Origin of the sequence: Ottowia sp. SB7-C50, from assembly GCF_033110285.1 — a bacterium.
In the GTDB taxonomy this organism is placed as follows: domain Bacteria; phylum Pseudomonadota; class Gammaproteobacteria; order Burkholderiales; family Burkholderiaceae_C; genus Ottowia.
This window is the reverse complement of record NZ_CP136995.1, coordinates 547,692-574,346: the sequence shown is the minus strand read 5'-3', so window position 1 is coordinate 574,346 and position 26,655 is coordinate 547,692. Positions and strand designations below refer to the sequence as shown.

The following is a 26,655-nucleotide window of genomic DNA, read 5'->3' as shown; positions in this document are numbered from 1 at the left end:
CCCACCGGCGTCAGTCCAGCGTGATGTTCTTGCGCTCGATCAGCTTCTGGTACATCTGGCCCTTGCCGCGTGCCTGCTTCACGATCTCATCCGGCGACCAGTTGATGTACTCAAACGCGAAGGTGTCCATGCGCGCCTTGATGTCGGCATCTTGCATGACCTTGGCCACGTCCTGCGCGATCTTGCTGCGCACGGCGGGGGCGATGCCCTTGGGCGCGGCCAGCACGACGAAGGAGCTTTGCGCGAAGTCCTTGGGGCCGCCGGCCTCGGCCACGGTGGGCAGGTCGGGCATTTGCGGGATGCGCTTGGGGGTGGCCACGCCCAGGTAGCGCACCTTGTTCGCCTTGTACACGCCCTGGCTGGACGGGATGGTGCCCAGCGCCCAGGCGATTTCGTTGCCGGCCAGCGCGGTGAACATCTGGCCCGAATCCTTGAACGGAATGTGCTGCATCTCGATGCCGCTGCCCAGCTCCAGCTGCTCGCCGCCCAGGTGGCCCGGGCTGCCGATGCCCCACGAGCCATAGTTGACCTTGCCAGGCTGCGCCTTGGCGGCGCTGACCAGGTCGCCCACGCTCTTCCACGGCGAGTTGACCGGCACGGTGACGATGAACGGCGTGTTGTAGAGCGAGGCCACCGGGTCGTACACCTGCAGCGTCTGGAAGTTGCGCGATTTGTAGAGCAGCGGCAGCGCGACCAGTTGCTCGCTGTCGAGCTGTACCAGCGTGTAGCCGTCGGCCGGCTGGCGGCGCGTGGCCTCGAACACGACGAAGCCGCCGGCGCCGGGGCGGTTTTGCACCAGCACCGGCTGCTTCCACAGCGTGCTGAGCTTGTCGGTGATGGCGCGCAGCAGCGCATCGGGCCCGCTGCCGGGCGGGAAGGGGGTGAAGATGTTGACGGGCTTGGTCGGGAAGTCGCTTTGCGCCAGCGCGGGCGCGGCGGCGCACAGGGCGGTGGCGGCCAGCAGGGCCAGGGCGGTGCGGCGCGGTGGGGTGAAGCGGGTCATGCGGTGGTTTCCCAGAAAGTGGTGACGCAGCACACCCAGGTGCGCTGCGTTGAATACGAATGAAAATGGCCTGAAGCGCTTGCCAATCAAGCGCCGGCAGCTATCAAACGATGAGCGCATCGGTTTGCCGCGGCTGCGCCAGCGCCTTCTCGGCGCGCCAGCCGTACAGCCATTCCAGCGCATCGTAAAAGCGCTCGGGCGTGCGGCCTTCCCACAGCTGGTTGCGCACCAGGCGCTCCACGCCCTGGGCGTGGTACAGGCGCCCCATTTCGCGCGCCGACAGCACCACGCGCGCGGTGCGCGGGATGCGGCTTTCTTCGTACAGCTGGAAGGCGCGCTCGACATCCATGTCGCACGCCTTCAGCGCCTCGCCCAGCGTCACGGCGTCTTCGATGGCCATGCACGCGCCTTGCGCCAGGTACTGCAGCATGCCGTGCGCGGCGTCGCCCAGCAGGGTGACGCGGCCCACTGTCCAGCGCGGAATGGGATTGCGGTCGGCCGTGGCCCAGCGGCGCCAGCTCTTGGGGCATTCCAGCAACTGGCGGGGGCGCGGGTGGATGCCCTGGAAGTAGCTCAGCACTTCTTCCTTGCTGCCGTCGGTCACGCTCCATTCTTCTTCGTGCCGGCTGTGAAAGGTGACGACCAGGTTGTATTCGGTGGCGCCGCGCAGCGGGTAGTGCACCAGGTGGCAGTTGGGGCCGGCCCAGACCACGGGCGCGTTGACGCGCAGATCGGCCGGCATGTCGGCCACCGGCACCACGGCGCGGTAGACCACGTGGCCCGACACGCGCGGTGCATCGCCAAAAAAGGTTTCGCGGGCGACTGAGCGCACGCCGTCGGCGGCGACCATGGCGTCGGCCGTGTAGGTGGCGCCGTTCTGGTCGGTGGCGGTGACGCCGTGCGCGTCCTGCTCGATCTTCACCACCTTGGTTGAGGTCTGGAAGCTGATGAGGTTCGACTGCTGCACGCCTTCGAGGATGGAGGTGTGGATGTCGGCGCGGTGGATCACCGCATACGGGCCGCCAAAGCGCTGGCGAAACGCCTCGCCGACCGCAAAGCGTCCAACCACCGACGCATCGACCGCGTCCATCATGATCAGTTCGTCGGTGAACACGGCGCGCTTGCGGGCGTTCTCGCCCACGCCCAGCGCGTCGAGCGCGGCAAAGGCATTGGGGCCCAGCTGGATGCCGGCGCCGATCTCGCCGATCTCGGCCGCCTGCTCCAGCAGCGTGACGCGCACGCCCTGCTTGGCCAGGGCCAGCGCCGCGGCCAGGCCGCCGATGCCGCCGCCGACCACCAGCATGTGCTGTGGTTTGCTCATGATGTCTCCTGTAGTTGCTCTTGTTTAGATAGCTGCTTGCGCATACTGGACAAGCGTCAGAGGCGAATTTGACCCACCACAACGAATACCGGACGCGAAGGACGCGAAAACCCGCGAAGGTCGCGAAATGAATTCATCTTGAATGTCTTTTTCGCGTCCTTCGCGGAACCTTGGCGTCCTTCGCGTCCGGTTGCTTGGCTGTTCGACGGCCTTACTCCGGCTGCCCCAGCGTCAGCGCGATCTCGCCCACGCCGTCGATCTTGCCGGTGATCTTGTCGCCCGGCTGCACCGCGCCCACGCCTTCGGGCGTGCCGGTGTAGATCAGGTCACCCGGCTGCAGGTGGTAGTACTCCGACAGGTTGGAGACGATCTCGGGCACGCTCCAGATCAGGTCTTTCAGGTCGGCGTTCTGCTTGACCGTGCCATTGACGCTGAGCTGGATGTTGCCGGCCTTTACATGGCCGATTTCGCTGGCCGGCACCAGCGGGCTGATGACGGCGCTGTTCTCGAAGTCCTTGCCGAAGTCCCACGGCCGGCCCATTTCGCGCGACTTGATCTGCAGGTCGCGCCGCGTCATGTCCAGCCCGCAGGCGTAGCCCCACACGCAGTCCAGCGCCTGCTCCACCGGCACGCGGAAGGCCGGCTTGCCCAGCGCGATGACCAGTTCCATCTCGTAGTGGTAGTTCTGCGTGCCGAGCGGAAACGGAATGGTGGCGCCGGTCAGCACCAGGTCGATGGGCGTCTTGTTGAAGTAGAACGGCGGCTCGCGGTCGGGATCGAAGCCCATTTCACGCGCGTGCGCGGCGTAGTTGCGGCCGACGCAGAAGATGCGCGTGACGGCGTATTGCTGCTGGCTGCCGCGCACGGGCACGGCGGCTTGCGGGGCGGGCGGAAAAACGTACTGGGTCATCTCTTTGCTCTTTTCTTGATAGCTGCTTGCGCTTTGTTGGCGAGCGTTGGCGGTTAAAAGTCTTCGTAGAACCCGAGCGCGCGCTGCATCGGCGCGTCGTCCACGTGGAACAGGTAGGCGTCCCGGCCCGTGGCACGGTGCGTGACGTCGGCGTGCGTCGGAATCGCCAGTGTGTCACCTTCCTGCCATTTCAGCGATACGCCGTCGATGACGGATTCGCCCTGCCCTTCGATCACGTGGATCACGCTGCTGGCCGAGCGCTTGCGCGGCGCCACGTCCTGCCCCGCGCGCAGTTGCTGCGCCGAAAAGCCCAGCGTGGGCAGGCAGGGCGCGCCGGTCTCGGGGTTGACGTAGGCCAGCTGCACCGCGTCGTCGCGCGGCGTCACGGTGGCCAGCGCGCCCAGCGCCTCGCGCACGTCCTTCCACGGAAAGCGGATCTGCGGATAGCGCGGCCGCGAGGCGCGCCCCAGCGACGCGTAAGGCACCAGGCCGGCGCGGCGGTATTTGTTCTGCGACGCATCCAGGTCCGGCCGCACGGTCTGCGACGGGCCTTCGATGGCGTAGCTGGCTTCCATGGCGTAGATCATGGGCAGGTCCAGCGCGTCCAGCCACACCACGGGGCCGGTGCCTTCATGGCCGTGCTCGTGCCACAGGCCGGCGGGCGTCAGGATCAGGTCGCCCTTTTCCATCGGGCACTTTTCGCCGTCCACGGTGGTGAAGCCGCCGTTGCCCTCGATCACGAAGCGCACCGCCGTCGGCGTGTGGCGGTGGTTGGGCGCCACCTCGCCGGGCAGGATGAGCTGCAGGCCGACGTAGATGGTGGGCGTGGCGACCAGCCTGTCCAGCCCGTGGCCGGGGTTGCACAGCACCAGCACGCGACGTTCGGCCTTTTCGATGGGCGTCAGCTCGCCGGCGCGCAGCAGGTGCGGGCGCACGTCCTGGTAGCGCCACACGAAGGGCTGCGTGGCGCGTGCCGGCTTGCCGCGCGGCAGCAGGCCGCGCAACTGCGGCCACAGCGGCGCGACGGACAGGTCGTTGATGGCCTTCAGGTAATCCGGCGGCAGGTCTTCCAGCCGGCCCAGGCTTTCGGCGTGGCCGAGCGAATTGACGGCGTCCATGGGGTTCATGGCTTGTCTCCTTGAAGTACGCGCGGCGGCGTGCACGGTTGCCGCCAAGGCGTGATTAATATGTATGCTTATTATTTGGCAAGCCAGGGGCGTTCGTCAAGCGCCTTTCGTCGGGCCGCGCGCCGGCCTGCCACGTCACCGGGCGGCGCGTGCGGCGCGCGGCTGACCCGCCCCGCCGCACCGCGAGGAGGTCGCCGCGCGGCGCCGTGTCGCAACAACCTGCCATTTCGACATGTCAACTTGGCAGGACGGTGGGGCGTGCAACCTGCCAATCTGACAGTGCCGCTCACTACCCCAAAAACGGAATTACCTTTTCCGTCAAGCACTTGCGATGGCGCACCGGGGTTGGCAAGCAAGTTGCTTCATGACTCGCATCAATAAGCATATGGCTGAACAGTCATGACACGGATCTCGCTCATCGCCCTGGCACTGGCCGCCGCCGCAGGCGCCAGTTGGGCACAGGCACCTGGCTTTGTGGCGGGCCTGCATTCCGACCGCCGGCCCGACAACGCGCCGCAGATCACGCAGCAGACGATGAGCCCCGAGACGCTGGCGCGCGACCTGCGCGGCATCGAGGGCACGCCGCCCGGCAACGTCGAATCCATCGTCGCCACCGGCGCTTGGTGGGTGCCCATGCGCGGCCCGGGCATGACCCCGCCGTACGACCCGCGCGGCTGGCACTCGGCGCCCGGCGCCGCAGCGCCTGCGGCCAGTGCCGCGTCGCCCGCAGCCCCCGCCAAGTAACGCGGATGCCGGTCTTCGCCTTTCGTTTTCTCGAGCCGTCGCGCAGCGCAACGGCTCACCCCCATCGTGGACGCCGCGCAACGCGACGCCTTCGGTACTGCCGGCAGGCAGATAGGGGGCTTAGGCCCCGTGTGGTTAGTTGACTTGTTTGAAGGAGATCTCCATGAAATTGGTTCGTAAAGCACTCGGTCTGTCGGTCATGGCTGCCGCTCTCGGCTTCGCCCTGCCCGCCATGGCGCAGCAATCCGGCATGAGCGGCATGTCTGGCATGTCCGGCATGTCGGGTCAAAAGGGCATGTCGGGTATGTCCGGCATGTCTGGCATGAGCGGAATGTCCGGCATGTCCGGTATGTCGGGCATGAGCGGCATGAGCGGCAACAAGCCCGCCGCCGGCGAGCAGAACCCTGGCATGGGCGGCATGTCGGGCATGTCGGGCATGAGCGGCATGTCTGGCATGAGCGGTATGTCCGGCCAGCAAGGCATGTCGGGCATGAGCGGCATGGGTGGCATGTCCGGCATGAGCGGCATGAGCGGTATGTCCGGCCAGAAAGGCATGTCGGGCATGAGCGGCATGTCGGGCCAGAAGGGCATGTCGGGTATGTCCGGCATGTCGGGCAACAAGGCCAAGGCCGCTGCCAAGAAGAAAAAGGCCAACAAGAAGAAGCGCGCTCGCCAGCAAGGCATGAGCGGCATGTCGGGCATGAGCGGCATGAGCGGCATGTCCGGCATGTCGGGTATGAGCGGCATGTCTGGCATGAGCGGTATGTCCGGCATGTCGGGCATGAGCGGCATGTCTGGCCAGCAAGGCATGAGTGGCATGTCCGGCATGGGCGGCATGTCCGGCAACAAGTGATCCTTTAGTACGGTCCCGTGCCGGTCTCGCGAAGGCGGGGCCGGCCTTGCCGGGGCATTCGACGAATCGCCCCGGCCTTTTCTGAAGTTGCTGTTTTTTTGTATCAGGAGCACGCGATGAACGCGTCCTGGCTCAGATTTCTCTCCCGGTTGAGCGCTGCAGCGGCCATGGCACTGGCCTTGGGTGCCTGCCAGGATTCGAGCGCGCCTGCGACCACCGCAGCCGCCCCCTCTCCCAGCGCCCCCGCAGCCGCCGCGCCCGCCACCGCCAAGCCCGTCAGCTACCACGCGGCCAAGTACGACCCCATCCATTTCAAGCCCGCCATCGAGAAGGCAACCGACCAGCAATGCCTGGCGTGCCACGCCGAAGTGCTGAAGCCGTCGGTGCGCAAGGCGTCTCCTGCGGGCGTGCCCTCCAGCGAAGCCAAGGCCTGGTATCAGGTCACCTCCACCTACCAGGGCGAGCAGGACACCTTCCACCGCCGCCACCTCGAAACGGCCATGGCCAAGCAGCTGATGAACATGCGCTGCACGACCTGCCACGAAGGCAACGACCCGCGTGAGGAAGCCACCGGCAGTTCCGCCACCGACTTCGGTCACCAGACGCTGCGCAAGATGGTCAACCCCGAGACCACGTGCCTCAAGTGCCACGGCAAGATGAACTTCGAGGTGATGGGCCTGCCCGGCCCGTGGTCACAGTCGAAGGAAGCCTTCCAGAACAACTGCCTGCTGTGCCATGCCGCGATTCGCACCACGCGCCACCAGGTCAACTACCTGAACGCCAAGGCCATCGAAGAGGCCGGCAAGACCAACGGCGACGTCTGCTATGGCTGCCACGGCGGCCGTGCCTGGTACCGCACGCACTACCCGTATCCGCGCCATGCCTGGCCGGGCATGCCGCCTGAAGTGCCCGACTGGGCCAAGAGCCGCCCCACCGAAAGTGAAGTGCGTTTCATCGCCGCCGCCGTGACGTCGGGAGAGAAGAAATGAAGAGCAATGACTTGCCCCGCGAAACCGTGCGCTACCCCAGCGTCAACGACTCCATCGACCAGCATTCGGCCGGCTACAAGCGGCGCGACTTCCTGAAGATCGTCGGCGCCACCGCCGGCGCGGCGGGCCTGGTCAGCGTGGGCGTGGGCATCGCCCCCGAGAAGGCCCAGGCCTTTGCCTACGAGCCCTATTTCACCGACGACCAGCTCACCACCGTGGTGACGTCCTGCGCGCACAACTGCGGCTCGCGCCACGTGCTGGTGGCGCACAAGAAGGGCGACGTGATCGTGCGCCTGTCGACCGACAACGGCGAATACCAGGCCAATGGCGCCTACGGCAAGGACACGTTCGAAGAGCCCCAGCTGCGCGCCTGCTTGCGCGGCCGGTCATATCGTGCGCGCCTGTATTCGCCCGAGCGGCTGCTCTACCCCATGAAGCGCGTGGGTGCGCGCAGCGAGCACAAGTTCAAGCGCATCAGCTGGGACCAGGCGTTGGACGAGATCGCCCAGAAGATGACACAGCTGAAGAAGGACTTCGGCCCCACGGCGCTGCTCGACCAAAGCTACGCCGGCGCCAGCTACGGCGTGTTGCACAAGTCGGACCAGATCGAGGGGCTGCTGGGCCGCTTTCTGGGCATGTTCGGCTGCCGCACCAACTCATGGAGCGTGCCGAGCTACCAGGGCACCACGTTCTCCAGCCGCATGACCTTCGGCACCATCCAGGATGGCAACGAGGACGACACCTTTGCCCACAGCAAGCTGATCATCATGTGGGGCTGGAACCCGGCCTACACCTTCCACGGCGGCAACACCTTCTACTACATGCGCATGGCCAAGCAGCGCGGCTGCAAGTTCGTGCTGGTCGATCCGCAGTACACCGATTCGGCCGCCGTGTACGACGCGTGGTGGATTCCCATCAAGCCCAATACCGACGCCGCCATGATGGCCGGCATGGCGCACCACATCTTCACCAACAACCTGCAGGACCAGAAGTTCATCAACAAGTTCTGCTTAGGGATGGATGCGGGCACCACCACGGGCGACTACAAGGGCAAGGAAAACTTCAAGGACTACATCCTGGGCACCTACGACAAGACGCCCAAGACGCCCGAGTGGGCCGCCGCCATCTGCGGCGTGAAGGCCGAAGACATCATCAAGCTGGCCGAGATGTACGCCAAGACCAAGCCTGCGGCGCTGAAGGCGTCGTGGGCGCCGGGCCGCGCCAGCTATGGCGAGCAGTACAACCGCATGGCCGCTGCGCTGCAGGCCATGACGGGCAACATCGGCATTCTGGGCGGCTGCGCCGAGGGCGTAGGCAAGGCGTGGCACAGCGAGAGCGTGGCCTACCCCTACGACGAAAACGCCAACCTGTGGTGGGCCTCCATCAAGTCCGACCGCTGGGCGCACTGCGTGCTGAACTACCCCAACGTCAAGCGCGAAGAACTGGGCCTGTGGCCGCGCGAAGACAAGCTGGACGGCCAGCCGCCCAACATCAAGGGCATCTTCTGGCAGGGCAGCGACTGGTTCAACCAGCTGACCAACATCAACAAGGAAATCCAGGCCATCGAGAAGCTGGAGCTGGTGGTGTGCATGGATTCGACCATCACGCCCTCGGGCATCTGGGCCGACTACCTGCTGCCGATTGCCACCCACTTTGAGCGCCACGACGTGGCGCTGCCTTGGTACAAGGGCCACTACTACATCCATCGCCCGAAAGTCATCGAGCCGCTGGGCGAGAGCAAGACCGACTTCCAGGTCTTCACCGAACTCAGCTACCGGCTCGAAGCGCTGGACCCATCGCTCAAAAACCTGGGCAAGCGCTACAACCCGCGCGCCGACCGCAGCTACTTCCAGAACCCCGACGCCACCGACGAGGCCTACCTCAAGGCCTGGTGGGAAGGCAGCGTGCAGCACCACCAGCACGTGACCATGTCGTGGGACGAGTTCAAGAAGCACGGCACCTACAAGTTCAAGCTGTCGGAGCCGCACGTCGCCTTCCGCGAGCAGATCACCAAGGGCAAGCCGTTCGAGACACCGTCGGGCAAGATCGAAATTCTGGCCACGCAACTGGCCGACATCACCGACTGGACGAAGACGCAGTACGGCTACGAGATCCCCTACATACCCAAGTGGATCGAGCCGTTTGAGTCGCTCAACCACCCCATCGCCAAGCAGTACCCGTTCCACCTGATCAGCCCGCACCCGCGCTGGCGCACGCACTCGATCTTCAACAACATCCCGTGGCTGCGCGAGACGTATGAGCAGGAAGTCACCATCAACGCCAGCGACGCGAAGAAGCTCGACATCAAGACCGGCGACACGGTGGAGGTGTGGAACGAGCGCGGCAAGTGCGTGGTGCCGGCCTACGTGACCGAGCGCCTGCTGCCCGGCGTGCTGGTGCTGTTCGAGGGCGCGTGGATGGACCCGGACAAAAACGGCGTCGACCGCGCCGGTAACCCCGACTTCCTGACGCTGGACAACCCCAGCCCCGCCGGCGCCTTTGCCTACAACAACGCCATGGTGCAGATCAAGAAGACCGACCTGGTGCACCGCCCCGGCTGGGACGACCTGGCCGTGGCGCGTTCATCGGTGTTCCGCCGCGATATGTGACGGGAGAAGAACATGGCTGAAAAACAAGTCATCAACAAGCTGGGCGTGGACGCCAAGGCGCGCGTGAAGTACGCGCAGGAAACGCGCGACGCCACCACCTACAACCCGGTCAAGCCCGAGCAGCAGTGGGGCTTCATCCACAACAACATGGATTGCATCGGCTGCCGGGCCTGCGAGATCGCCTGCAAGGACAAGAACGGCCTGCCGCCCGGCCCGCGCTTTCGACGCGTCATGTACATCGAAGGCGGCAGCTTCCCGGACGTGTTCGCCTACAAGGTCAACATGTCGTGCAACCACTGCGCCGAGCCGGCCTGTTTGCCGGCCTGCCCCACCGGCGCCATCTGGAAGCGCGCCGACAACGGCGTGGTCGACATCGACAGCACGCTGTGCATCGGCTGCCGCCGCTGCGAAGCCACCTGCCCGTTTGGCGCGCCGCAGTACGACCCGACCGACAACACGGTCAAGAAGTGCAACCTGTGCATCGACGAGCTGGAAGCTGGGCGCAAGCCGTATTGCGTGTCGGCCTGCATGATGCGCGTGCTCGACATCGGCCCCATCGACCAGCTGCGCGCCGGCACCTGGGACACCAAGGCCATGGTCAAGGGCGTCGATCAGCCGGTGCGCCAGGTGCAGCACATGGCCAACCCCGAGCTGACCAACCCGTCGATCGTGTTCATCGCCCACCCCAAGGGCAAGGTCGAGGCGCCCGCCGCCGCGCCCGCCACCCCTGCGGCCCCGGCTGGCAAGGCATCGTCATGACCGCCGCCGCGCCCCTGGCTGAACGCACGGCCCCGCCCGCCGAATGGCTGGCGCTGGCCGCCGAGGACCTGCGGGCGCTGGCCTGGCTGCACGCCGAAGAGCGCAGCCCCGACGTGCTGGCCGCGCTGTTCGGCAACGGCTTCCCCGAAACGCTGACCCTCGCCACGCTCGACACGCCGGCGGCGCAGGCCATGTACGCCGCACTGCGCGCACTGGCCGGCGACGACTGCGACGGCACGCCGGCCGAGGGCGCGCTGCCCGCGTCCAGCGCCGACGACCTGGCGGCCGACTATGCGGCCATCTACCTCACGCATGCGCTGCGCGCGTCGCCGCACGAATCGGTGTGGCGCGACGACGACCACCTGATGCTGCAAGGCCCCACTTTCGCCGTGCGCGACTTCTACCGTCGCCATGGCATGCAGGTGCCCGACTGGCGCGCCCGCGCCGACGACCACATCACGCACGAGCTCGAATTTACCGCCCTGCTGCTGGAGCGCGGCGAGCAGCGCGAAGCCGCGCGTTTTCTCAAGACGCACCTGCTGGCCTGGCTGCCCGACTTCGCGCGCCGCGTCGGCCAGCGTGCCGCCACCCCGTTCTACGCCGCGCTCGGCGCGCTCACCCTCGCCGCCTGCGAGGAATGCCAGCGCCGCCTGCCCGCCGTCGCGGTCATTCCGCCCGCGGTGGCCGCCGAGCCGCCCCGGCCGGGTGGTTGCAGCGGCTAGGGCCATCATCGGCAGCCATGCCGATGCCCACGCTGTCCATTGACGCCGACCGCTGCGTGCACCAGCGCGTGCGCGGCGCGGCGTGCCAGGCCTGCGTGGACGCCTGTCCGCCCCAGGCCTGGCGCATGGGCGAAGACGGGCTGGGCTTCGATCCCGACCGCTGTGACGCCTGCGGGCTGTGCACCGCCGCGTGCCCCACGCAAGCCCTTTCCCTGCCCGCCCCGGCGCCGCACTGGCGCACCACCGCCGACGGCCGGCGCGCGGCGTGGTGGAGCTGCGAGCGCGCCGGCGTGTCCGGATTGCCCAGCGCGCGCTGCCTGCTGGCGCTGTCGCCCGCGTGGCTGCAGGCCTTCAGCCGGCAGCATGGGGTGGACGAACACGTCTTCGTGCCCGGCGCCTGCAGCACCTGCGACCGCGGCGCCGGCCTGGCCGAATGGCAACGCCAGTGGCGCGGCTTGGCCACGCGGCAGCCGGTGGCGCTGCGCATCGCGCCAGCTACCGACTGCCCGCGCCCCGAGGCGCCCGTCGACGCCGGCCGACGCCGCTTTCTGGCGCGCCCCAGCGCCCCGCCCCGTCCGGCAGCCGGCACGCTGACCAGCGCCCGCGAAGACGAGCTGGCCCGCGCACCTGCGCCGCGCCGCGCCGGTTCATCGGGCGCAGCGCCCCAGCCGGTGTGGACCGTGGACATCGCCCGCGAGCGCTGCACCCTGTGCCTGGCCTGCGTGCGCCTGTGCCCGACGAATGCTCTTATTTTTGTAGCTGCAGACGCTGACTGCGCCAGCGCAACGTTCGGATTCAATGCCTCAAAATGCACCGGCTGCGGCCTGTGCACCGCCGCCTGCGACACACAAGCGGTGTCGGCGCCGCGCGTGCCCAGCCCGGCCGACGCCGCCGCCGAGCCGCTGCGCTGGGCCGCGCGGCGCCTGCGCTGCGCGCGCTGCAACATTGACTTTCATCAATTCTCGGGGCCTGGCAGCGATCCACACTCGTTACCGGTCTGCCCCACTTGCGCCCCGGGTTCGCGACAGCGGCCCAACCGGGTCGTGCAGACCTGACCCATTCCATGACTGGCCTGGCCACTTCACCGCTGCCCGCGCCCGCCGCGCCCCGGCCGGGCGTCGTTCCGCGCTGGCTCGACGCGTCGCTGGCGCGGCGCCTGATGCTGGGGCTGGCGGTGGCGCTGATGGTGTCGGCGCTGCTGCTCATCACGCTGGCGCTGGCCATCGGTCGCGACAGCCTGCGCCGCCAGCACGAAGCCGCCGCCACGCGCGAGGCGCGGCTGTTTGAAGCCAGCCTGCAGAACGCCATGCTCAAGCGCGACCTGGTGGGCATGGCCGACATCCTGACCAGCCTGGGCCAGTCGCCCGGCGTGGCGCAGGCGCGGCTGCTGGCGCCGGGCGGCGCGGTGCGCTTTGCGTCGCAGCCGCGGGCCGTGGGCAGCGCGGCGCCCGAAGCCCTGCAGGGCCTGTGCCTGCAGGCGGGCTGCCTGCCACCGGCCCCGCGCCTGGGCTGGCAGGCCACGCCGCAGGGCGAGCGCTTGCAGATCGCCTACCCCATCCTCAACCAGCCGCGCTGCGCGCAGTGCCACGGCCCGGCCGATGCCAAGCCCGTCAACGGCGTGTTGCTGGTCGACTTCGAGCCGCTGGCCCAGGCCGGCCCCACCAGCCGCCCGGCCCTGCTGCTGACCGCCGCGGGCCTGGGCACGCTGGCGCTGTTTGCCACCATCATGGGGCTGACGCTGCGCCGCCAGGTGACCGAGCCGCTGGCCGCGCTGGCCGGCGCCACCGACCGGCTGGCCGCCGGCGACCTGGCCACGCGCGTGGGCAGCGCCGCGCACGGCCCGGACGAACTGGGCCGCGTGGCGCGCGGCTTCGACCACATGGCCGGGCGCATGCAGGCCACGGTGGCCGAACTGGCCGGGCAGCGCCACTTCCTGCAGACGCTGATCGACGCCGTGCCCGACCCGGTGCTGGTGATCGGCCCCGACTACCGCGTGCGGCTGGCCAACCAGGCCTATGCCACGCTGCTGGGGCGCGAGCCGGCCAGCGTCACCGGCCAATGCTGCTACCGCGTCGGCCGCGGCCTGGACGAGCCCTGTCCCAGCACGCTGGTGAACTGCCCGGTGGCCGAGATGCGGGCCCAGCCGCAGCCCGTGCGCAGCATGATGGCGCTGCGGCGCGCCGACGGCAGCGCGGTCGAGGTCGACATCGAGGCCGCCCCCATGGTCACCGCCAGCGGCGAGACGCTCACCGTCGAGGTGCTGCGGCCGCTGGACCGCTCGGTGCGCTTTTCGCAAGAGCAGCGCCTGTCCACCATCGGCCTGCTGGCCAACGGCGTGGCGCACGAAATCCACAACCCGCTCGCCTCAATCCGCCTGGCGCTTCAGGCCAGCCTGCGCGGCCTGCGCGCCGACCAGATGCCGCGCGAAGAGCTGATCGACTACCTGCAGCTGGTCGACCGCGAAATCGACCGCTGCGTGGCCACCACCCAGCGCCTGCTGCAGATGAGCCAGGCGCCCGCGCCCACGCTGCAGCCCGTGGCCGTGATGCCGGCGCTGGACGACGTGCTGGCGCTGCTGGGCGAAGAATGCCGCGCGCGCGGCGTGCAGGTGGCGGTGCGCATCGAGCCGGCCGACATGCGCGTGCTGGCCGACGAGGCCGAGCTGCGCCAGGTGCTGGTCAACCTGATCCACAACGCGCTGCACGCCATGCCGCAGGGCGGCCGCATCGACATCGAAGGCCGCCACAGCGGCGAGGCCGATGCCGATGCCGACGCAGCGGGCTATGAACTGTCGATCACCGACACCGGCTGCGGCATCGCCGCCGACGAGCAGGCGCTGATCTTCATGCCCTTCTTCAGCCGCCGCGCCGACGGCGGACGCGGCACCGGGCTGGGCTTGGCCATCTGCAAGGCGGCGCTGGAGCGCTTTGGGGGCCGCATTGCGGTGCGCAGCGCGCCGGGTGAGGGCGCGCGCTTCACGCTGCACCTGCGCCCCGCGCCGTTCAGGGAGCACGCATGAAATCCTCCATCCTGGTGGTCGAGGACGACCCGGTCCTGAACCAGCTGCTGGTCAAGGAGCTGCGCAAGGCAGGCTACGAATTGGATAGCGCCACATCTTGGCAGCAAGCGCGCGAACGCGTGGTGGCCTTTGCGCCCGACCTGGTGCTGCTGGACGTGAACCTGCCCGACGCCAGCGGCTTCGGCCCGCTCAGCCAGCTGGCCGGCACCCGTCCGGTGGTCATGCTGACCGCGTACGGCAGCGTCAACCAGGCGGTCGAGGCCATGCGCCTGGGCGCGGCCGACTACCTGACCAAGCCGGTCAACCTGGACGAGCTGGAATTGGTGATCCGCCGCTCGCTCGAAGCCAGCCGGCTGCGGGCGCAGCGCGCGCTGTCGGCCAGCGGCGGCGGCGACGACGCCACGCTGGCCATGGTCGGCCAGAGCGCCGCCATGGAGCAGCTCCGCCAGACCATCCGCGAAGTCGCGGCCAGCGACGTCACCGTGCTGATCGAAGGCGAAAGCGGCAGCGGCAAGGAGCTGGTGGCCCAGGCCCTGCACGCCGCCAGCCCGCGCCGCGGCGAAGGCTTCGTCGCGGTGGACTGCTGCACGCTGCAGGAGTCGCTGTTCGAATCCGAGCTGTTCGGCCACGAGCGCGGCGCCTTCACCGGCGCCGACCGCCGCAAGGCGGGGCTGATCGAAGCCGCCACGCACGGCACGCTGTTTCTGGACGAGATCGGCGAAGCCGGCCCCGCCATCCAGGCCAAGCTGCTGCGCGTGCTGGAAACCGGGCGCTTCCGCCACGTCGGCGCCACGGCCGACCTGCGCAGCGACGCGCGCATCGTCGCCGCCACCAACCGCGACCTGCTGGCGCGCGCGCGCGCCGGCCAGTTCCGCGAAGACCTGTACTACCGGCTGTCCACCTTCGTGCTGCGCGTGCCGCCGCTGCGCGAACGCAGCGAGGACATCCCGCTGCTGGCCGCGCACTTCATCCGCCGTCGGCGCCAGCAGCAGGGCCTGCCGCCGCTGACGCTGTCGGCACAGGCGCGCGAAGTGCTGCAGGCCTACGCCTGGCCCGGCAACGTGCGCGAGCTGCGCAATGTGATCGAGCGCGCGCTGATCACCGCCAGCCAGGCCGAGCAGATCGAGGTGCGCCACCTGGGCGCGCTGGCACCGGGCGGCGCCGCGCCGGCCGCCGCACCGCCGGCCACCCCCCACCGCGTGGATGCCGACCGGCGAGCCCACGCTGGAAAGCATCGAGCGCGAATACCTGGCCACCCTGTTGAAGAAATACGGCGGCAATCGCCGCAAGGTGGCCGAGGTGATGGGCGTGTCAGAACGCACCGCCTACCGAATGATGGACCGGCATGGCTACAAGTAGGCGCCGGCCCCATTGCTACGTTATTGATAGCTTCATGCGCAATATCAACAAGCGCGCAAGCCCGATTTGATCCCTGACTGGAGAACCCCATGACATCCACCCCCGCCCTGTTCGACTTTCTGGACCGCAGCCACCAGGAGCTGCAGCGCCAGCTGGTGGCGCTGCGCCGCCTGGTCGGCGCGGTGGCCGACGACTCGCTGGACGCGGCGGGGCGCGACGAATTGAAGCGCACCATCGCCTGGTTCAACCGCGAGGCACGCCAGCACCACCTGGACGAGGAACACCACGTCTTTCCCCCGCTGCTGCAAAGCACCGACGCGAACGTGGTGCAGACCACGCTGCGGCTGCGCCAGGACCACGGCTGGATCGAGGAAAACTGGCTGGAGCTGGAGCCTTCGCTCGAAGCCGCCGCAGGCGGCTATTCGTGGTTCGACCGCGACACGCTGGCGCAGGGCGTGGAAGTGTTCGAGCAGCTGTACATCGACCACCTGACGCTGGAAGAATCGCTGGCCTACCCCGAGGCGCGCGCCCGCATCGACCCGACCACGCTGGCCCGCGCCAGCGCCGAAATGGCGCAGCGCCGCGCCCACCGCGAGGCGCGGCCGGCAAAGCGCTGACGGCGCAGCAGGCACGGCGGCCTGCGCGGAGACTGCACCTCAGCCGCCCGCGCGCATCAGCGCCGCCGCCTTCTCGGCCATCATGATGACCGGCGCGTTGGTGTTGCCGCCGACGATGGCGGGCATGGCCGACGCGTCGACCACGCGCAGCCCTTCGAGGCCGTGCACGCGCAGGTGGTCGTCCACCACGTCCAGCACGCCATGGCCCATGCGGCAGGTGCCCACCGGGTGGTAGATGGTGTCGGCATGCTGGCGCACGAAGCCTTCAATCTCGGTATCGCTGCGCAGCGCGGCCGAACGTTCGACGCCCCCGCGCCGCGCCAGCGCAGGCCGGTTGAGCAGTTCGCGCATCAGCCTGAAGCCGGCCACCAGGCGCCGCGTGTCGTCGTCGTCCTGAAGAAAGGCCGGGTCGATCAGCGGCGGCGCCAGCGGATCGCTGCTCGCCAGGCGCAGGCTGCCGCGGCTGCGTGGCCGCAGCACGCACACGTGGCACGAAAAGCCGTGGCCGAACACGGTGTCGCGCCCATGGTTGACCAGCTTGCCGACCACGAAGTGCAGCTGCAGGTCGGGCACCGGCTCGGCCGCGTCGCTCTTGATGAAGCCGCCCGCTTCGGCGAAATTGGTGGTCAGCAGGCCGCGCCGCTCGCGCCGCCACTGGCGGATCGCCCCGGCCACGCGCCAGCCGCCGCGCAGCGACAGGCCGAACAGGTCGTACGCGTGGTTGGCGTCCCAGACCTGCACCACGTCCGGGTGGTCGTGCAGGTGCGCGCCCACGCCGGGCAGGTCGTGCGCCACGGCGATGCCGTGCTGGCGCAGGTGGCTGGCCGGGCCGATGCCCGACAACATCAGCAACTGCGGCGACAGCAGCGCGCCGGCGCTCAGGATCACCTCGCGCCCGGCGCGCACCGTGTGTTCGCGGCCGTGCTGCACGTAGGCCACGCCCACGGCGCGGCCGCGCTCCAGCAGCACGCGCGTGGCGTGCGCGCCGGTGACCACGCGCAGGTTGGGCCGGCCCAGGTTCGGCGTCAGGTAGGCCTTGGCGGCCGAAAAGCGCTCGCCACGCCGGTGCGTGACCTGGTACAGGCCCACGCCTTCCTGGCTGGCGCCGTTGAAGTCGGTGTTGTGGCGGTAGCCGGCCTGCATGCCGGCCTCGACAAAGGCGCGCGAGAACGGATTGGGGTCGCACAAGTCCATCACGTTCAGCGGGCCGTCGGCGCCGTGGAAGGCGTCGGCCCCGCGCTCGTTGTGCTCGGCGCGCTTGAAGAACGGCAGCACGTCGTGCCAGCCCCAGCCGGCGTTGCCTTCGGCGGCCCAGGCGTCGTAGTCCTGCGGCACGCCGCGCGTGTAGATCATGGCGTTGATCGAACTGGAGCCGCCCAGCACCTTGCCGCGCGGCTGGTAGCCACGGCGGCCGTTCAGCCCCGGCTGCGGCACCGTGGCCAGCGCCCAGTTGTGGGCCAGGCGCGACGAGGGCGCACTCGCCATCACGCCCAGCCCGGCCGGGCAATGGATCAGCACGCTGCGGTCGGGCGGCCCGGCTTCGAGCAGCGTCACCTGCACGGCGGGGTCTTCGCTCAGCCGCGCGGCCAGCACGCAGCCGGCCGAGCCGCCGCCCACGATCACATAGTCCATGTCCGGGGTCTCCTTTACCGCCATTGTGGGCGCGCGCCGGCCAGCAAGTTAGGCAATTCATTCCAAAATGGCGGGTGGGTGCGCGGCGCCCGTTACCATCGGCCGGTCGACGCCCCACGGCGGTTCGCCACCCCTCATCCTCACATCTTCGGAGCACAGAAAATGAACATCAGCACCGTCGGCATCGTCGGCGCCGGCACCATGGGCAATGGCATTGCACAGGCTTGCGCCGTGTCGGGCATTAACGTCGTCATGGTCGACATCGCCCAGGCGGCGGTCGACAAGGGCGTCGCCACCGTCGGCAAGAGCCTGGACCGCCTGCTGCAGAAAGAGAAGATCACCGAAGCCGACAAGGCCGCCGCGCTGGGCCGCATCAAGGGCAGCACCAATTACGACGACCTGAAGGGCGCGCAACTGGTCATCGAGGCCGCCACCGAGAACCACGAGCTGAAGAACAAGATCCTCAAGCAGCTGGACGGCCTGCTGGCGCCCGAAGTGATCATTGCCACCAACACCTCGTCGATCTCGATCACGCAACTGGCCGCCGTCACCAGCCGCCCCGACCGCTTCGTCGGCATGCACTTCTTCAACCCGGTGCCGATGATGGCGCTGGTGGAGATCATCCGCGGCCTGCAGACGTCGGACGCCACGCACGACGCCGTGAAGGACCTGGCGGTGCGCCTGGGCAAGTCGCCCATCACCGTCAAGAACGCGCCCGGCTTTGTCGTCAACCGCATCCTGGTGCCGATGATCAACGAGGCCTTCTTCGTGCTGGCTGAAGGACTGGCCACGCCCGAAGACATCGACACCGGCATGCGCCTCGGCTGCAACCACCCCATCGGCCCGCTGGCGCTGGCCGACATGATCGGTTTGGACGTGTGCCTGGCGGTGATGGAGGTGTACGTCGATCAATTCAACGACAGCAAGTACCGGCCCTGCCCGCTGCTGCGCGAATACGTGGCCGCCGGCCGCCTGGGCCGCAAGACCGGCATGGGCGTGTACAGCTACGCCAAGTAAGGCTGTCGCGGGCGGGGCATACTGGGTTTTTCAACTTCTCAGGAAAGTCCCATGGTCACGCCCCTCGACAAAGTCCTCTACACCGCCAAGGCCCACAGCAAGGGCGGGCGCGACGGCAGCGCGCGCACCGACGACGGCCTGCTCGACGTCAAGCTGGACCCACCGCCCTCGATGGGCGGCAAGGGCCAGGGCACCAACCCCGAGCAGCTGTTCGCCGCCGGCTATTCGGCCTGCTTTCTGGGCGCGCTGAAGGCGGTGGCCGACAAGCAGAAGGTCAAGCTGCCCGACGACCGCAGCATCGACGCCGAGGTGGACATCGGCCCGACCTCGCACGGCTATGGCATCGCCGTGCGCATGACGGTGCACCTGCCCGGCATGCCGCGGGATCAGGCGCAGGCGCTGGTCGACGCGGCGCACCAGGTGTGCCCCTACTCCAACGCCACGCGCGGCAACATTCCGGTGGACCTGAAGCTGGGCTGAACGCCCGCCCCGCGCGGCCTCAGTCGGCCCGCGGTACCGGCGCGGTGGCGCCGCGAGCGCGGATGGCGGCTGCGCCGGCGTCGGCGCGCAACAGTTCTTCGGTGCTGGTGTGCGTCTGCATGGCCAGCACTTCGGCGCGCAGGCTGGCAATGTCGCGCTTCACGGCGGCCATCTCACGCAGCAAGTCGCGCTCGATCTGGCGCTCTTCCTCGTCCACCTCGCGCTCGACGAAGATCGCCGCCAGCGACGCCGTCACCAGCGACAGCACCGCCAGCCCCAGCAACACCACGATGAAGGCGAAGATGCGCGAGCCGTGCGTCGACGGCACCACGTCGCCGTAGCCCACGGTGGCGGCGGTGGTGAACGACAGCCACAGGCCGTCGCTCAATGTTTCGATGCGCGGGTCCAGCATCCAGAAGCCGACGCCGCCAAAGCCCAGGATCACGCAGGCCAGCACCAGCGAATACACCAGGCCACGCCGCACGATGTGGCGTTGCCGGTCGCGCAGGCGCTGGCGTCGGGAGCTCATGTGACGATTTTGCTACGGCGCGCCACGCCACCGCACCGCGTCACATCAAACTTTGACGCGCCGCGGCGCTGCATCAGCGCGCGGGCGTCATCGTTTTCAGCGCGCCCAGCACGTCGGCCACGCTGAGGATTTCGCTCAGCACGCGGGGCGGCTGGCCGGGCGACTGCAGCAGGTACACCGGCACGCCGCTGCGGCCCAGGCGGGTCAGCTCGGCGGTGATGGCGGCGTCGCGCCGCGTCCAGTCGGCGCGGAAAGTCTGCACCTTGGCCGCGTCCAGGGCGGCCAGCACGTCGGCATCGGCCAGCGTGGTCTTCTTGTTGTACTGGCACGTCACGCACCAGGCGGCGGTGAAGTCGACGAACACCGGCTGGCCCGCGCCCAGCGCGGTCTGCACGCGCTCGGCCGACCAGGGCTGCCAGCGCGTGCCAGCGGCGTCGGCCAGCGGCGCGGATTCGGCCGTCTTGACGATGTTTGGGCCGATGGCGCTGGCCAACAAAGCGCCGACAGCTATCGAAAGTGAAGCAATCACGAGCCGTGTGCGCCCACGCAGGCCCAGCGCCCACAGCACCAGCGCCAGCGCCACCAGAAGCGCCAGCAGCGCGCCGGCGCCGTCGATGCCCGTCTGCTGGCCCAACACCCACAGCAGCCAGACGGCGGTGCCGAACATGGGGAAGGCCATGAACTTCTTGAACGTGTCCATCCACGCGCCCGGGCGGGGCAGCAGGCGCGCCACCGCCGGCCACCAGCTCGCCGCCAGATAAGGCAGCGCCATGCCCAGGCCGATGGCGGCAAAGATCAGCAGCGCCTGCACCGCCGGCAGCCCCACCGCCAGCCCCAGCGACGCGCCCATGAACGGCGCCGTGCAGGGTGAGGCCACGGCCACGGCCAGCATGCCGGTCAAGAACGAATTGGCGACCGGGTTGCGCGCCTCCAGCGTCGCCACGCGGCTGGGCAGAAAGCTGCCGAACTCGAACACGCCCGCCAGATTCAGCCCAATCACCGTGAACAGCACCGTCAGCGCCGCCACCACGGCGGGCGACTGCAGCTGGAAGCCCCAGCCCAGTTGCTGCCCCGCCGCGCGCAGCGCCAGCATCAGCGCGCCCAGTGCCAGAAACGACAGCACCACGCCGGCGGTGTAGGCCAGCCCGCTGGTGCGGTGCGCGCGCCGGTCGTCGGCGTGCTGCGTGAAGCCCAGCACCTTGATCGCCAGCACCGGAAACACGCAGGGCATCAGATTGAGCACCACGCCACCCAGCAGCGCCCCCAGCAGCGCCAGCAGGAAAGTCGGCAGCGGCACCGCATTGACCATGCTGGCTGCCGACGACGGCGCGGCCGAGGCGCCGGCCTGCGCGGCGTTGGCTTTCAGCGCCGCCTCCAGCGCGGGTGACACCACCGCCGCCTGCGCCAGCGCCGGCCAGGTGCCCGCGACCGGCGCATCGGCGCGCCAGCCCTGTTGGCCATCGGCGGTGACCAGCACCAGCGGCATGCGCGCCGGCGAATCGGCGCGGTCGGCCGCCACCGGCACATCGGCCGTCCACACCGCGCCGTCCCAGCGCTGGCGCCAGGTGCGGTCGTCCAGCGGCTGGCCGGGCGCGGCCGACGTGGCGGCGGTGACGACGACGTTGGGCGTTTCGGGAAACAGTTCCAGCGCCTGGCCGCGGACGCTGTCGGGCAGCCCGGCGACGCGCACGGCCAGCCGCTTGCCGCCCTCGGTCAGCTCGATGCGGTGATCGCCCCGCACCTCGGCCGGCTGCGCCTTCAGCGCGGCGTCAAATGCGGCGCCGTTGAGCGCCGTGGAGCTGTGCAGCGGCAGCTGGATGGCGAAGTCGCCCTCTTGCGGGATGCATTCCTTGCGGCACACCAGCCATGTGGCCTTCAGCCGCACGTCGAGCGACTTGGCCAGCGGGCCGGGCTGGTAGTCGGGCGTGATCGTCAGCGGCACGGGCAGCAGCACCGTGCCTTCGTAGCCGTAGTTGGCCAGGTGGCCGATGGGGATCTTGCGCGGCAGCGGCCAGGCGATGTCGCCCGCCGTCACGCCCGGCGGCAGCGTCCACTGCAGCTCGGTGGGCATGCCGGAATCGCCGGCGTTCTTCCAGTAGGTGTGCCAGTCCGGCGCGTGCGTGATCTGCAGGCCGACCCACACCGGCTGCGCGGCCGCGGCGTCGGCGGCCAGACCCACCGGCACGCCTTGCGGCGCGTGGGCCAGCAGCGTGGCCTGCACCTGCTCGGTGCGCACCGTGGGTTGAGGAAGAATTTGCGCGCCAGCGCCCGTCCACCAAGCGCTGATAGCTATGAAAATAAAAGCAACAAGGCGGGTGGACAACGTACGCATTCGAATTCTTCAGGCACTGGCCAGCAAGGTGAGAGCCCCGGCCGCGCGCGGGGTTCCGCGCATCGCACGGCAAAACGCGCCGCGCGCCTACAGGGGCCCTCTGCCATTTTTCACGGAAACATGGTAAATGCAGTGGAGAGGGTCAGCCCGCCGCACGGACGCGCTGACACGGTGTCCATTCACAGCGCCAGGAGTTGCCAGCGATGCGATTGTCTACCACCCCCGATGCGGGCCTGCATTCCTGGGCCGAGCGGCTGCGCCAGCGCATCGACCTGCCGCTGCTGGTGCGCTGGCACGGCGGCCGCTCATTCCGGCTGGGCCGGTTCGACACCCCGCGCGTGACGCTGGACGTGTGCGACGCCGCGGGCATCGCCGCGCTGCTGTCGCCCTCGCTCGACCACCTGGGGCGCGCGTATGTCGAAGGCCACATCGACCTGACCGGCCGCGCGCAGGACATCATCGACGTCGCCTACCGGCTGGCGCAGGCCGACGCCGAGTCGCGGCACGGCAGCGGCTGGCTGGGCCGCATCGCGCACCGCGTGGCCGACGCCGTGAGCCACACCCGCGCACAGGACCGCGCGGCGATCCAGCACCACTACGACGTGTCGAACGATTTCTATGCCGAATGGCTGGACCCGGCGATGGTCTATTCGTGCGCCTACTTCGAGCGCGGCGACGAGACGCTGGCCGAGGCGCAGCAAAAAAAGATCGACCACATCCTGACCAAGCTGCGCCTGCGGCCGGGGCAGACGCTGCTGGACATCGGCTGCGGCTGGGGCGCGCTGGTGCTGCGCGCGGCGCAGCGGTTTGGCGCGCGCTGCGTGGGCATCACGCTGTCGCAAAGGCAGTTTGACCTGGCCACCGAGCGCGTGCGCGCCGCCGGGCTGCAGGACCGCATCGAGATCCGCCTGCAGGACTACCGCGACGTGCAAGGCCCGTTCGACCGCATCAGCAGCGTGGGCATGTTCGAGCATGTGGGGCTGAAGAACCTGGCCGGCTACTTCCGCATCGTGCACGACCTGCTGGCGCCGGACGGCTGGGCGCTGAACCACGGCATCACCTCGACCGACCCGCAGAACGGCGCCACACGCTGGGGCGGCGGCGACTTCATCGACCGCTACGTGTTCCCGCACGGCGAGCTGGCCCACATCGGCACCGTGCTGACCGCGCTGCAGGAAGGCGGGCTGGAAGCGGTCGACATCGAAAGCCTGCGCCGCCACTACGCCCGCACGCTGCAGTGCTGGAGCGACGCCTTCGAGGCGAAGACCGAGCGCCTGAAGCAGCTGGTGGACGAAAAGACCTGGCGCATCTGGCGCGTGTACCTGGTGGGCTGCCAGTGGGCCTTCCAGCACGACGACATCTCGCTGTTCCAGATCCTGTGCCGCCGCGCCGCGCAACCCGCCGACAGCCTGCCGTGGTCGCGCCGCTGGATGTACGCGGCGGCGTGATGCGCTGCGCCTTGCACCTGATTTGATAGCTGTCTGTGCTGATTCAGCAAGCGCTGCAGCCATTTGAGCGCCCAAAAAACAGCCGGACGCGAAGGACGCAAAAATTCCGCGAAGGACGCAAAAAAATCAAAAAGATTTTGGCTGCTTCTTTCGCGTCCTTCGCGTCCGGTATTGGGTTTTCAGCGACTCAAGCGTGGCTGCGGAACACCCGGCTGCTGCCGTGGCGCAGCACCATCAGCGTGTCGTAGCGGTCGCGCCGGCCACGGTATTCGGGGCCGTCCATGCCGGGCGAGCCGACCGGCATGCCCGGCACGGCCAGGCCCAGCGCCACCGGCTTTTCGCGCAGCAGGCGGCGCACATCGTCGGCATGCACATGGCCTTCGACCACGTAGCCGCCCACCAGCGCGGTGTGGCACGACCCGTACTTCGTCGCCAGCCCCAGGCGCGCGCGCACCACGTTGTTGCCGGTGTCGTGCGCCGTCACCTTGAAGCCGTTCTGTTCCATGTGCGCGATCCAGTCCTGGCAGCAGCCGCAGCTGACGTCCTTCCAGACCTCGACCGCCACCGGCTCGGGCCGCCGCTGCGCCCAGGCCGGCACCGTGGCGCCGGCGGCGGCCAGTGCCAGCAGTCGCAGTGCGTGGCGGCGACGCGGGTGTGACATTTGCATGGTGAAACTCCTGATCGTTGGGGCGGCGCGCGCGCCAGCACACACACGGCGCGCCGCACGGGGCACACTGGCGGCCCAGAAGGTCGGATTGTCCGCCCTGCCCCTTTATCCTGCCTTGAGCCAAGACAATCCCGCACCCGCCGCTGTGCCACCCGCCGCCGCCCTGTCCGCTGCCGCCGACCGGCTGGCGGCGCTGCTGACGGTGGCGTGCGCCCTGCTGCTGTCGCTGCTGGCCGCCGTGGGCGTGCTGGCGCTGCAGCTGCATTTCGAGTCGCGCGACCGCGAGCAGCTGCACGACCACCTGCGCGCCGCCCGCGCCCTGCTGGCCAGCGTGGACAACGCTGGCGAACTGGCCGCACTGCCGGCCCGCCTGCAGGCCAGCTTTGGCGACGAGCCCGAACTGGCTGTGCGCGTGCAGGGCGCGCTGGACCAGACGCTGTACGAACAGGGCGAGCCCGCCGCCCTGCCCGCGCGGCTGCTGGCGCACCCCAGCGCCGCGCAGCCGGCCCCGCTGATGACCTGGCGGCAGGACGGCCGCGCCTGGCGCGGCAGCGCCGTGGTGATGCGCATGCCCATGCCCGGCGCAGCGCCGCTCACGGTGGCCATGTCGCTCGACATCCAGCCGCACGAAGGCTTCATGCGCAGCTTTCGCTGGGCGCTGATGGGCTATGTGCTGCTGACCACGCTGGCGTTTGCCCTGCTGGCGCGCTGGGCGACCCGGCGCGCCCTGATGCGCGCCGAACACTATTGATTTGATAGCTGATCGCGCTGGCCCATAAAGCGCCAGCGGCCGATTTGATCAGGATTCGCCGGCCGCCCAGCCCAGCACCACGCGCCGGCTGCTGGCGCTTTTCTTTTCGATGCGGGTGACGACGGCGCGGCCGATGTCGGCGGTGTTGGCCACGTGCGTGCCGCCGCAGGGCTGCAGGTCGATGACCGCGCCGTCCGGGCCGTCGATGCGGATGGTGCGCACCGTGCCGCTGCCGCGCGGGGGCTGCACGCTCATGCTTTTCACCAGCTGCGGGTTGGCGTCCAGCTCGGCGTCGGTCACGCTGCCCACGACAACCGGCAGGGCCGCCCGCACCAGGTGCGCCAGCGCAGCGGTCAGCTCGTCCTTGTCCAGCGGCTCGGTCATGTGGAAGTCGATGCGCGCGTGCTCGGGCGTGATGGAGCAGCCGTTGACCGGCTTGCCCACCAGATGGCACAGCAGGTGCGACGCGGTGTGAAAGCGCATCAGCCGCTGGCGGCGCGGCGCGTCGATGCGCGCGGTGAGCGGGTCGCCCTGCTTCAATAGCGATAGCTGCTCAGGCTGTTCTGGTGCGGGCAGGTAGCAGATTCGTCCCGTCGCGACGCCCACCTCGTCCTTTTCCTTGCGGGTATCGGCGATGGCGATGTCGCGGCCGTCCGCCAGCGTCAGCCAGCCCGTGTCGCCGGCCTGGCCGCCGCCCAGCGGATAGAACACGGTGCGGTCAAGCACGATGCCCTGCGGGCCCACGGCGACCACCGTGGCCGTGCAATCGGTCAGCGTCGCGTCGTGGCGGAACAGCTCCTCGGCCATGCGTTCATGATGCCACCGGCGGCCGGCGGCCGGCGGTGCACGGTAATTGACCGTTTGTCCGCGCCCCCAGGCCAGCGGTGGGCACAAGTTCTAAGATGCGAACCATGACCGCCCGAATTTCCTCACCACCGCGCACGCGCCAGTGGTCGGACCTTGTCACCACCGACTTCGCCGTCATGGATCTGGCGCGCACCATCGCCGTGCTGCCGCTGGGTGCCACCGAGCAGCACGGCCCGCACCTGCCGCTGTCGGTCGACGCCAATCTGGCGCACAGCATGGCGGACGCCACCACCGATCACCTGCCGGCCGACCTGCCTGTGCTGTTTTTACCGGTGCAGCGCATCGGCTACAGCCCCGAGCACGCGGCCTTTCCCGGCACGCTGACGCTGAAGTCCGAGACCGTGATCCGCCTGTGGACCGACATCGCCGAGAGCGTGGCGGCCAGCGGCGTGACCAAGCTGGTGCTGTTCAACACGCACGGTGGCAACGTGGGCCTGATGGACGTGGTGGCGCGCGACCTGCGCGCGCGCCTGGGCATGCTGGTGTACAGCGTCAGCTGGTTCACCCTGCCGCTCACCGACGCCGACGGCAAGGACGTGATGGCGCGCTTCTCGCCCGAGGAGCAGCGCTTTGGCGTGCACGGTGGGCAGGCGGAAACGTCGATGATGATGGCGCTCAAGCCTGGGCTGGTGCGCAAGTCGAAGGCGCGCGCGTTCGCCTCCACCTCGCAGCAGCGCGCCGCCGCGCACCGCGTGCTGGGCAACGGCCGCAGCGCCAAGCTGGCCTGGGCGGCGCAAGACCTGAACCCCGACGGCGCGGCCGGCGACGCCGCAGCCGCCCGGGTGGAAGACGGCTTTACGCTGATCGACGCCACCGGCCGAGCGCTGGCCGAATTGCTGAAGGAAATCGACCGCCTGCCGCAGGACACGCTGCGCTGGCGCTGACCCCATTGCCCATGAA

The 26,655-nt window shown here is 69.1% G+C and carries 24 protein-coding genes and 1 pseudogene; 16 read left to right on the top strand and 9 right to left on the bottom strand.

All coding sequences use genetic code 11. From position 1 onward, the window contains the following. Nucleotides 1-10: 10 nt before the first annotated feature. The 4 genes from R0D99_RS02780 to R0D99_RS02765 form a co-directional block, all read right to left on the bottom strand. The gene (locus R0D99_RS02780; protein WP_317749854.1) at nt 11-1,003 is read right to left on the bottom strand and encodes a tripartite tricarboxylate transporter substrate binding protein; all 993 of its coding nucleotides are present in this window, start codon (nt 1,001-1,003) and stop codon (nt 11-13) included. A gap of 103 nt (nt 1,004-1,106) precedes the next feature. Further along, entirely contained in the window at nt 1,107-2,324 is a 1,218-nt protein-coding gene (locus R0D99_RS02775) for a 3-hydroxybenzoate 6-monooxygenase (RefSeq protein WP_317749853.1), read from the bottom strand. A 211-nt stretch (nt 2,325-2,535) separates the two neighbouring features. Continuing rightward, complete coding sequence (locus tag R0D99_RS02770; protein WP_317749852.1) at nt 2,536-3,234, bottom strand: fumarylacetoacetate hydrolase family protein; 699 nt, start codon at nt 3,232-3,234, stop codon at nt 2,536-2,538. A gap of 53 nt (nt 3,235-3,287) precedes the next feature. Further along, the gene (locus R0D99_RS02765; protein ID WP_317749851.1) at nt 3,288-4,361 is read right to left on the bottom strand and encodes a cupin domain-containing protein; all 1,074 of its coding nucleotides are present in this window, start codon (nt 4,359-4,361) and stop codon (nt 3,288-3,290) included. A gap of 399 nt (nt 4,362-4,760) precedes the next feature. Between R0D99_RS02765 and R0D99_RS02760 the strand changes: the two genes are divergently transcribed. The 11 genes and pseudogenes from R0D99_RS02760 to R0D99_RS02715 all read left to right on the top strand — a co-directional run bounded on the left by R0D99_RS02760 (nt 4,761) and on the right by R0D99_RS02715 (nt 16,032). Beyond that, entirely contained in the window at nt 4,761-5,105 is a 345-nt protein-coding gene (locus R0D99_RS02760) for a hypothetical protein (RefSeq protein ID WP_317749850.1), read from the top strand. A gap of 163 nt (nt 5,106-5,268) precedes the next feature. Further along, nucleotides 5,269-5,958 (top strand): hypothetical protein, encoded by a 690-nt coding sequence (locus R0D99_RS02755; RefSeq protein ID WP_317749849.1) that lies wholly within the window; start codon nt 5,269-5,271, stop codon nt 5,956-5,958. 167 nt (nt 5,959-6,125) lie between these two features. Then, nucleotides 6,126-6,947: a hypothetical protein gene (locus tag R0D99_RS02750; protein ID WP_317749848.1), complete on the top strand. Its 822-nt coding sequence runs from the start codon at nt 6,126-6,128 to the stop codon at nt 6,945-6,947. Next, nucleotides 6,944-9,556 (top strand): molybdopterin-dependent oxidoreductase, encoded by a 2,613-nt coding sequence (locus R0D99_RS02745; RefSeq protein ID WP_317749847.1) that lies wholly within the window; start codon nt 6,944-6,946, stop codon nt 9,554-9,556. The genes R0D99_RS02750 and R0D99_RS02745 overlap by 4 nt, the downstream gene beginning before the upstream one ends. A 12-nt stretch (nt 9,557-9,568) precedes the next feature. Continuing rightward, nucleotides 9,569-10,315 (top strand): 4Fe-4S dicluster domain-containing protein, encoded by a 747-nt coding sequence (locus tag R0D99_RS02740; RefSeq protein ID WP_317749846.1) that lies wholly within the window; start codon nt 9,569-9,571, stop codon nt 10,313-10,315. Next, nucleotides 10,312-11,037, top strand: coding sequence for a TorD/DmsD family molecular chaperone (locus tag R0D99_RS02735; RefSeq protein WP_317749845.1), 726 nt, complete (start codon nt 10,312-10,314; stop codon nt 11,035-11,037). The genes R0D99_RS02740 and R0D99_RS02735 overlap by 4 nt, the downstream gene beginning before the upstream one ends. 17 nt (nt 11,038-11,054) lie before the next feature. After that, nucleotides 11,055-12,092 carry an ATP-binding protein gene (locus R0D99_RS02730; RefSeq protein WP_317749844.1) on the top strand — a complete coding sequence of 346 codons (1,038 nt, stop codon included), beginning with the start codon at nt 11,055-11,057 and terminating at the stop codon, nt 12,090-12,092. 8 nt (nt 12,093-12,100) lie between these two features. Then, nucleotides 12,101-14,056 (top strand): sensor histidine kinase, encoded by a 1,956-nt coding sequence (locus R0D99_RS02725; RefSeq protein WP_317749843.1) that lies wholly within the window; start codon nt 12,101-12,103, stop codon nt 14,054-14,056. Next, a pseudogene (locus tag R0D99_RS17260) lies at nt 14,053-14,922 on the top strand (sigma-54-dependent transcriptional regulator); the annotation flags it as partial. The gene R0D99_RS02725 and the pseudogene R0D99_RS17260, both read left to right, overlap by 4 nt. A gap of 337 nt (nt 14,923-15,259) precedes the next feature. Next, on the top strand, nt 15,260-15,415 hold the full coding sequence (locus R0D99_RS17255; RefSeq protein WP_416366016.1) for a helix-turn-helix domain-containing protein: 156 nt from the start codon (nt 15,260-15,262) through the stop codon (nt 15,413-15,415). A gap of 89 nt (nt 15,416-15,504) precedes the next feature. Further along, nucleotides 15,505-16,032 carry a hemerythrin domain-containing protein gene (locus R0D99_RS02715; RefSeq protein ID WP_317749841.1) on the top strand — a complete coding sequence of 176 codons (528 nt, stop codon included), beginning with the start codon at nt 15,505-15,507 and terminating at the stop codon, nt 16,030-16,032. A 39-nt stretch (nt 16,033-16,071) separates the two neighbouring features. Here R0D99_RS02715 and R0D99_RS02710 read toward each other — a convergent pair whose 3' ends face one another. Continuing rightward, nucleotides 16,072-17,664: a choline dehydrogenase gene (locus tag R0D99_RS02710; RefSeq protein WP_317749840.1), complete on the bottom strand. Its 1,593-nt coding sequence runs from the start codon at nt 17,662-17,664 to the stop codon at nt 16,072-16,074. 162 nt (nt 17,665-17,826) lie between these two features. Here R0D99_RS02710 and R0D99_RS02705 point away from each other — a divergent pair, with 162 nt between their 5' ends. Continuing rightward, a complete protein-coding gene (locus R0D99_RS02705; RefSeq protein WP_317749839.1) occupies nt 17,827-18,681 on the top strand; it encodes a 3-hydroxybutyryl-CoA dehydrogenase in 855 nt (284 codons plus the stop codon). Between the two features lie 51 nt (nt 18,682-18,732). Beyond that, nucleotides 18,733-19,161, top strand: a complete 429-nt coding sequence (locus tag R0D99_RS02700; RefSeq protein ID WP_317749838.1) for an organic hydroperoxide resistance protein — start codon at nt 18,733-18,735, stop codon at nt 19,159-19,161. 19 nt (nt 19,162-19,180) lie between these two features. On the opposite strand, the gene R0D99_RS02695 is transcribed toward R0D99_RS02700, so the two are convergent. Together R0D99_RS02695 and R0D99_RS02690 are read right to left on the bottom strand one after the other, a co-directional pair. Further along, the gene (locus tag R0D99_RS02695; RefSeq protein ID WP_317749837.1) at nt 19,181-19,690 is read right to left on the bottom strand and encodes a potassium channel family protein; all 510 of its coding nucleotides are present in this window, start codon (nt 19,688-19,690) and stop codon (nt 19,181-19,183) included. 73 nt (nt 19,691-19,763) lie between these two features. Beyond that, nucleotides 19,764-22,022, bottom strand: coding sequence for a protein-disulfide reductase DsbD family protein (locus R0D99_RS02690; RefSeq protein ID WP_317749836.1), 2,259 nt, complete (start codon nt 22,020-22,022; stop codon nt 19,764-19,766). A 203-nt stretch (nt 22,023-22,225) separates the two neighbouring features. Between R0D99_RS02690 and R0D99_RS02685 the strand changes: the two genes are divergently transcribed. Then, nucleotides 22,226-23,470, top strand: coding sequence for a cyclopropane-fatty-acyl-phospholipid synthase family protein (locus tag R0D99_RS02685; protein WP_317749835.1), 1,245 nt, complete (start codon nt 22,226-22,228; stop codon nt 23,468-23,470). Between the two features lie 187 nt (nt 23,471-23,657). Here the strand turns inward: R0D99_RS02685 and R0D99_RS02680 are convergent, their stop codons facing one another. After that, nucleotides 23,658-24,131, bottom strand: a complete 474-nt coding sequence (locus R0D99_RS02680; RefSeq protein WP_317751186.1) for a DUF411 domain-containing protein — start codon at nt 24,129-24,131, stop codon at nt 23,658-23,660. Between the two features lie 121 nt (nt 24,132-24,252). Here R0D99_RS02680 and R0D99_RS02675 point away from each other — a divergent pair, with 121 nt between their 5' ends. Then, the gene (locus tag R0D99_RS02675) at nt 24,253-24,888 is read left to right on the top strand and encodes a hypothetical protein (RefSeq protein ID WP_317749834.1); all 636 of its coding nucleotides are present in this window, start codon (nt 24,253-24,255) and stop codon (nt 24,886-24,888) included. A 48-nt stretch (nt 24,889-24,936) separates the two neighbouring features. On the opposite strand, the gene R0D99_RS02670 is transcribed toward R0D99_RS02675, so the two are convergent. Continuing rightward, on the bottom strand, nt 24,937-25,695 hold the full coding sequence (locus R0D99_RS02670; protein ID WP_317749833.1) for an alanyl-tRNA editing protein: 759 nt from the start codon (nt 25,693-25,695) through the stop codon (nt 24,937-24,939). Nucleotides 25,696-25,799: 104 nt separating this feature from the next. Here R0D99_RS02670 and R0D99_RS02665 point away from each other — a divergent pair, with 104 nt between their 5' ends. Next, entirely contained in the window at nt 25,800-26,639 is an 840-nt protein-coding gene (locus R0D99_RS02665; protein WP_317749832.1) for a creatininase family protein, read from the top strand. Nucleotides 26,640-26,655: the final 16 nt, after the last annotated feature.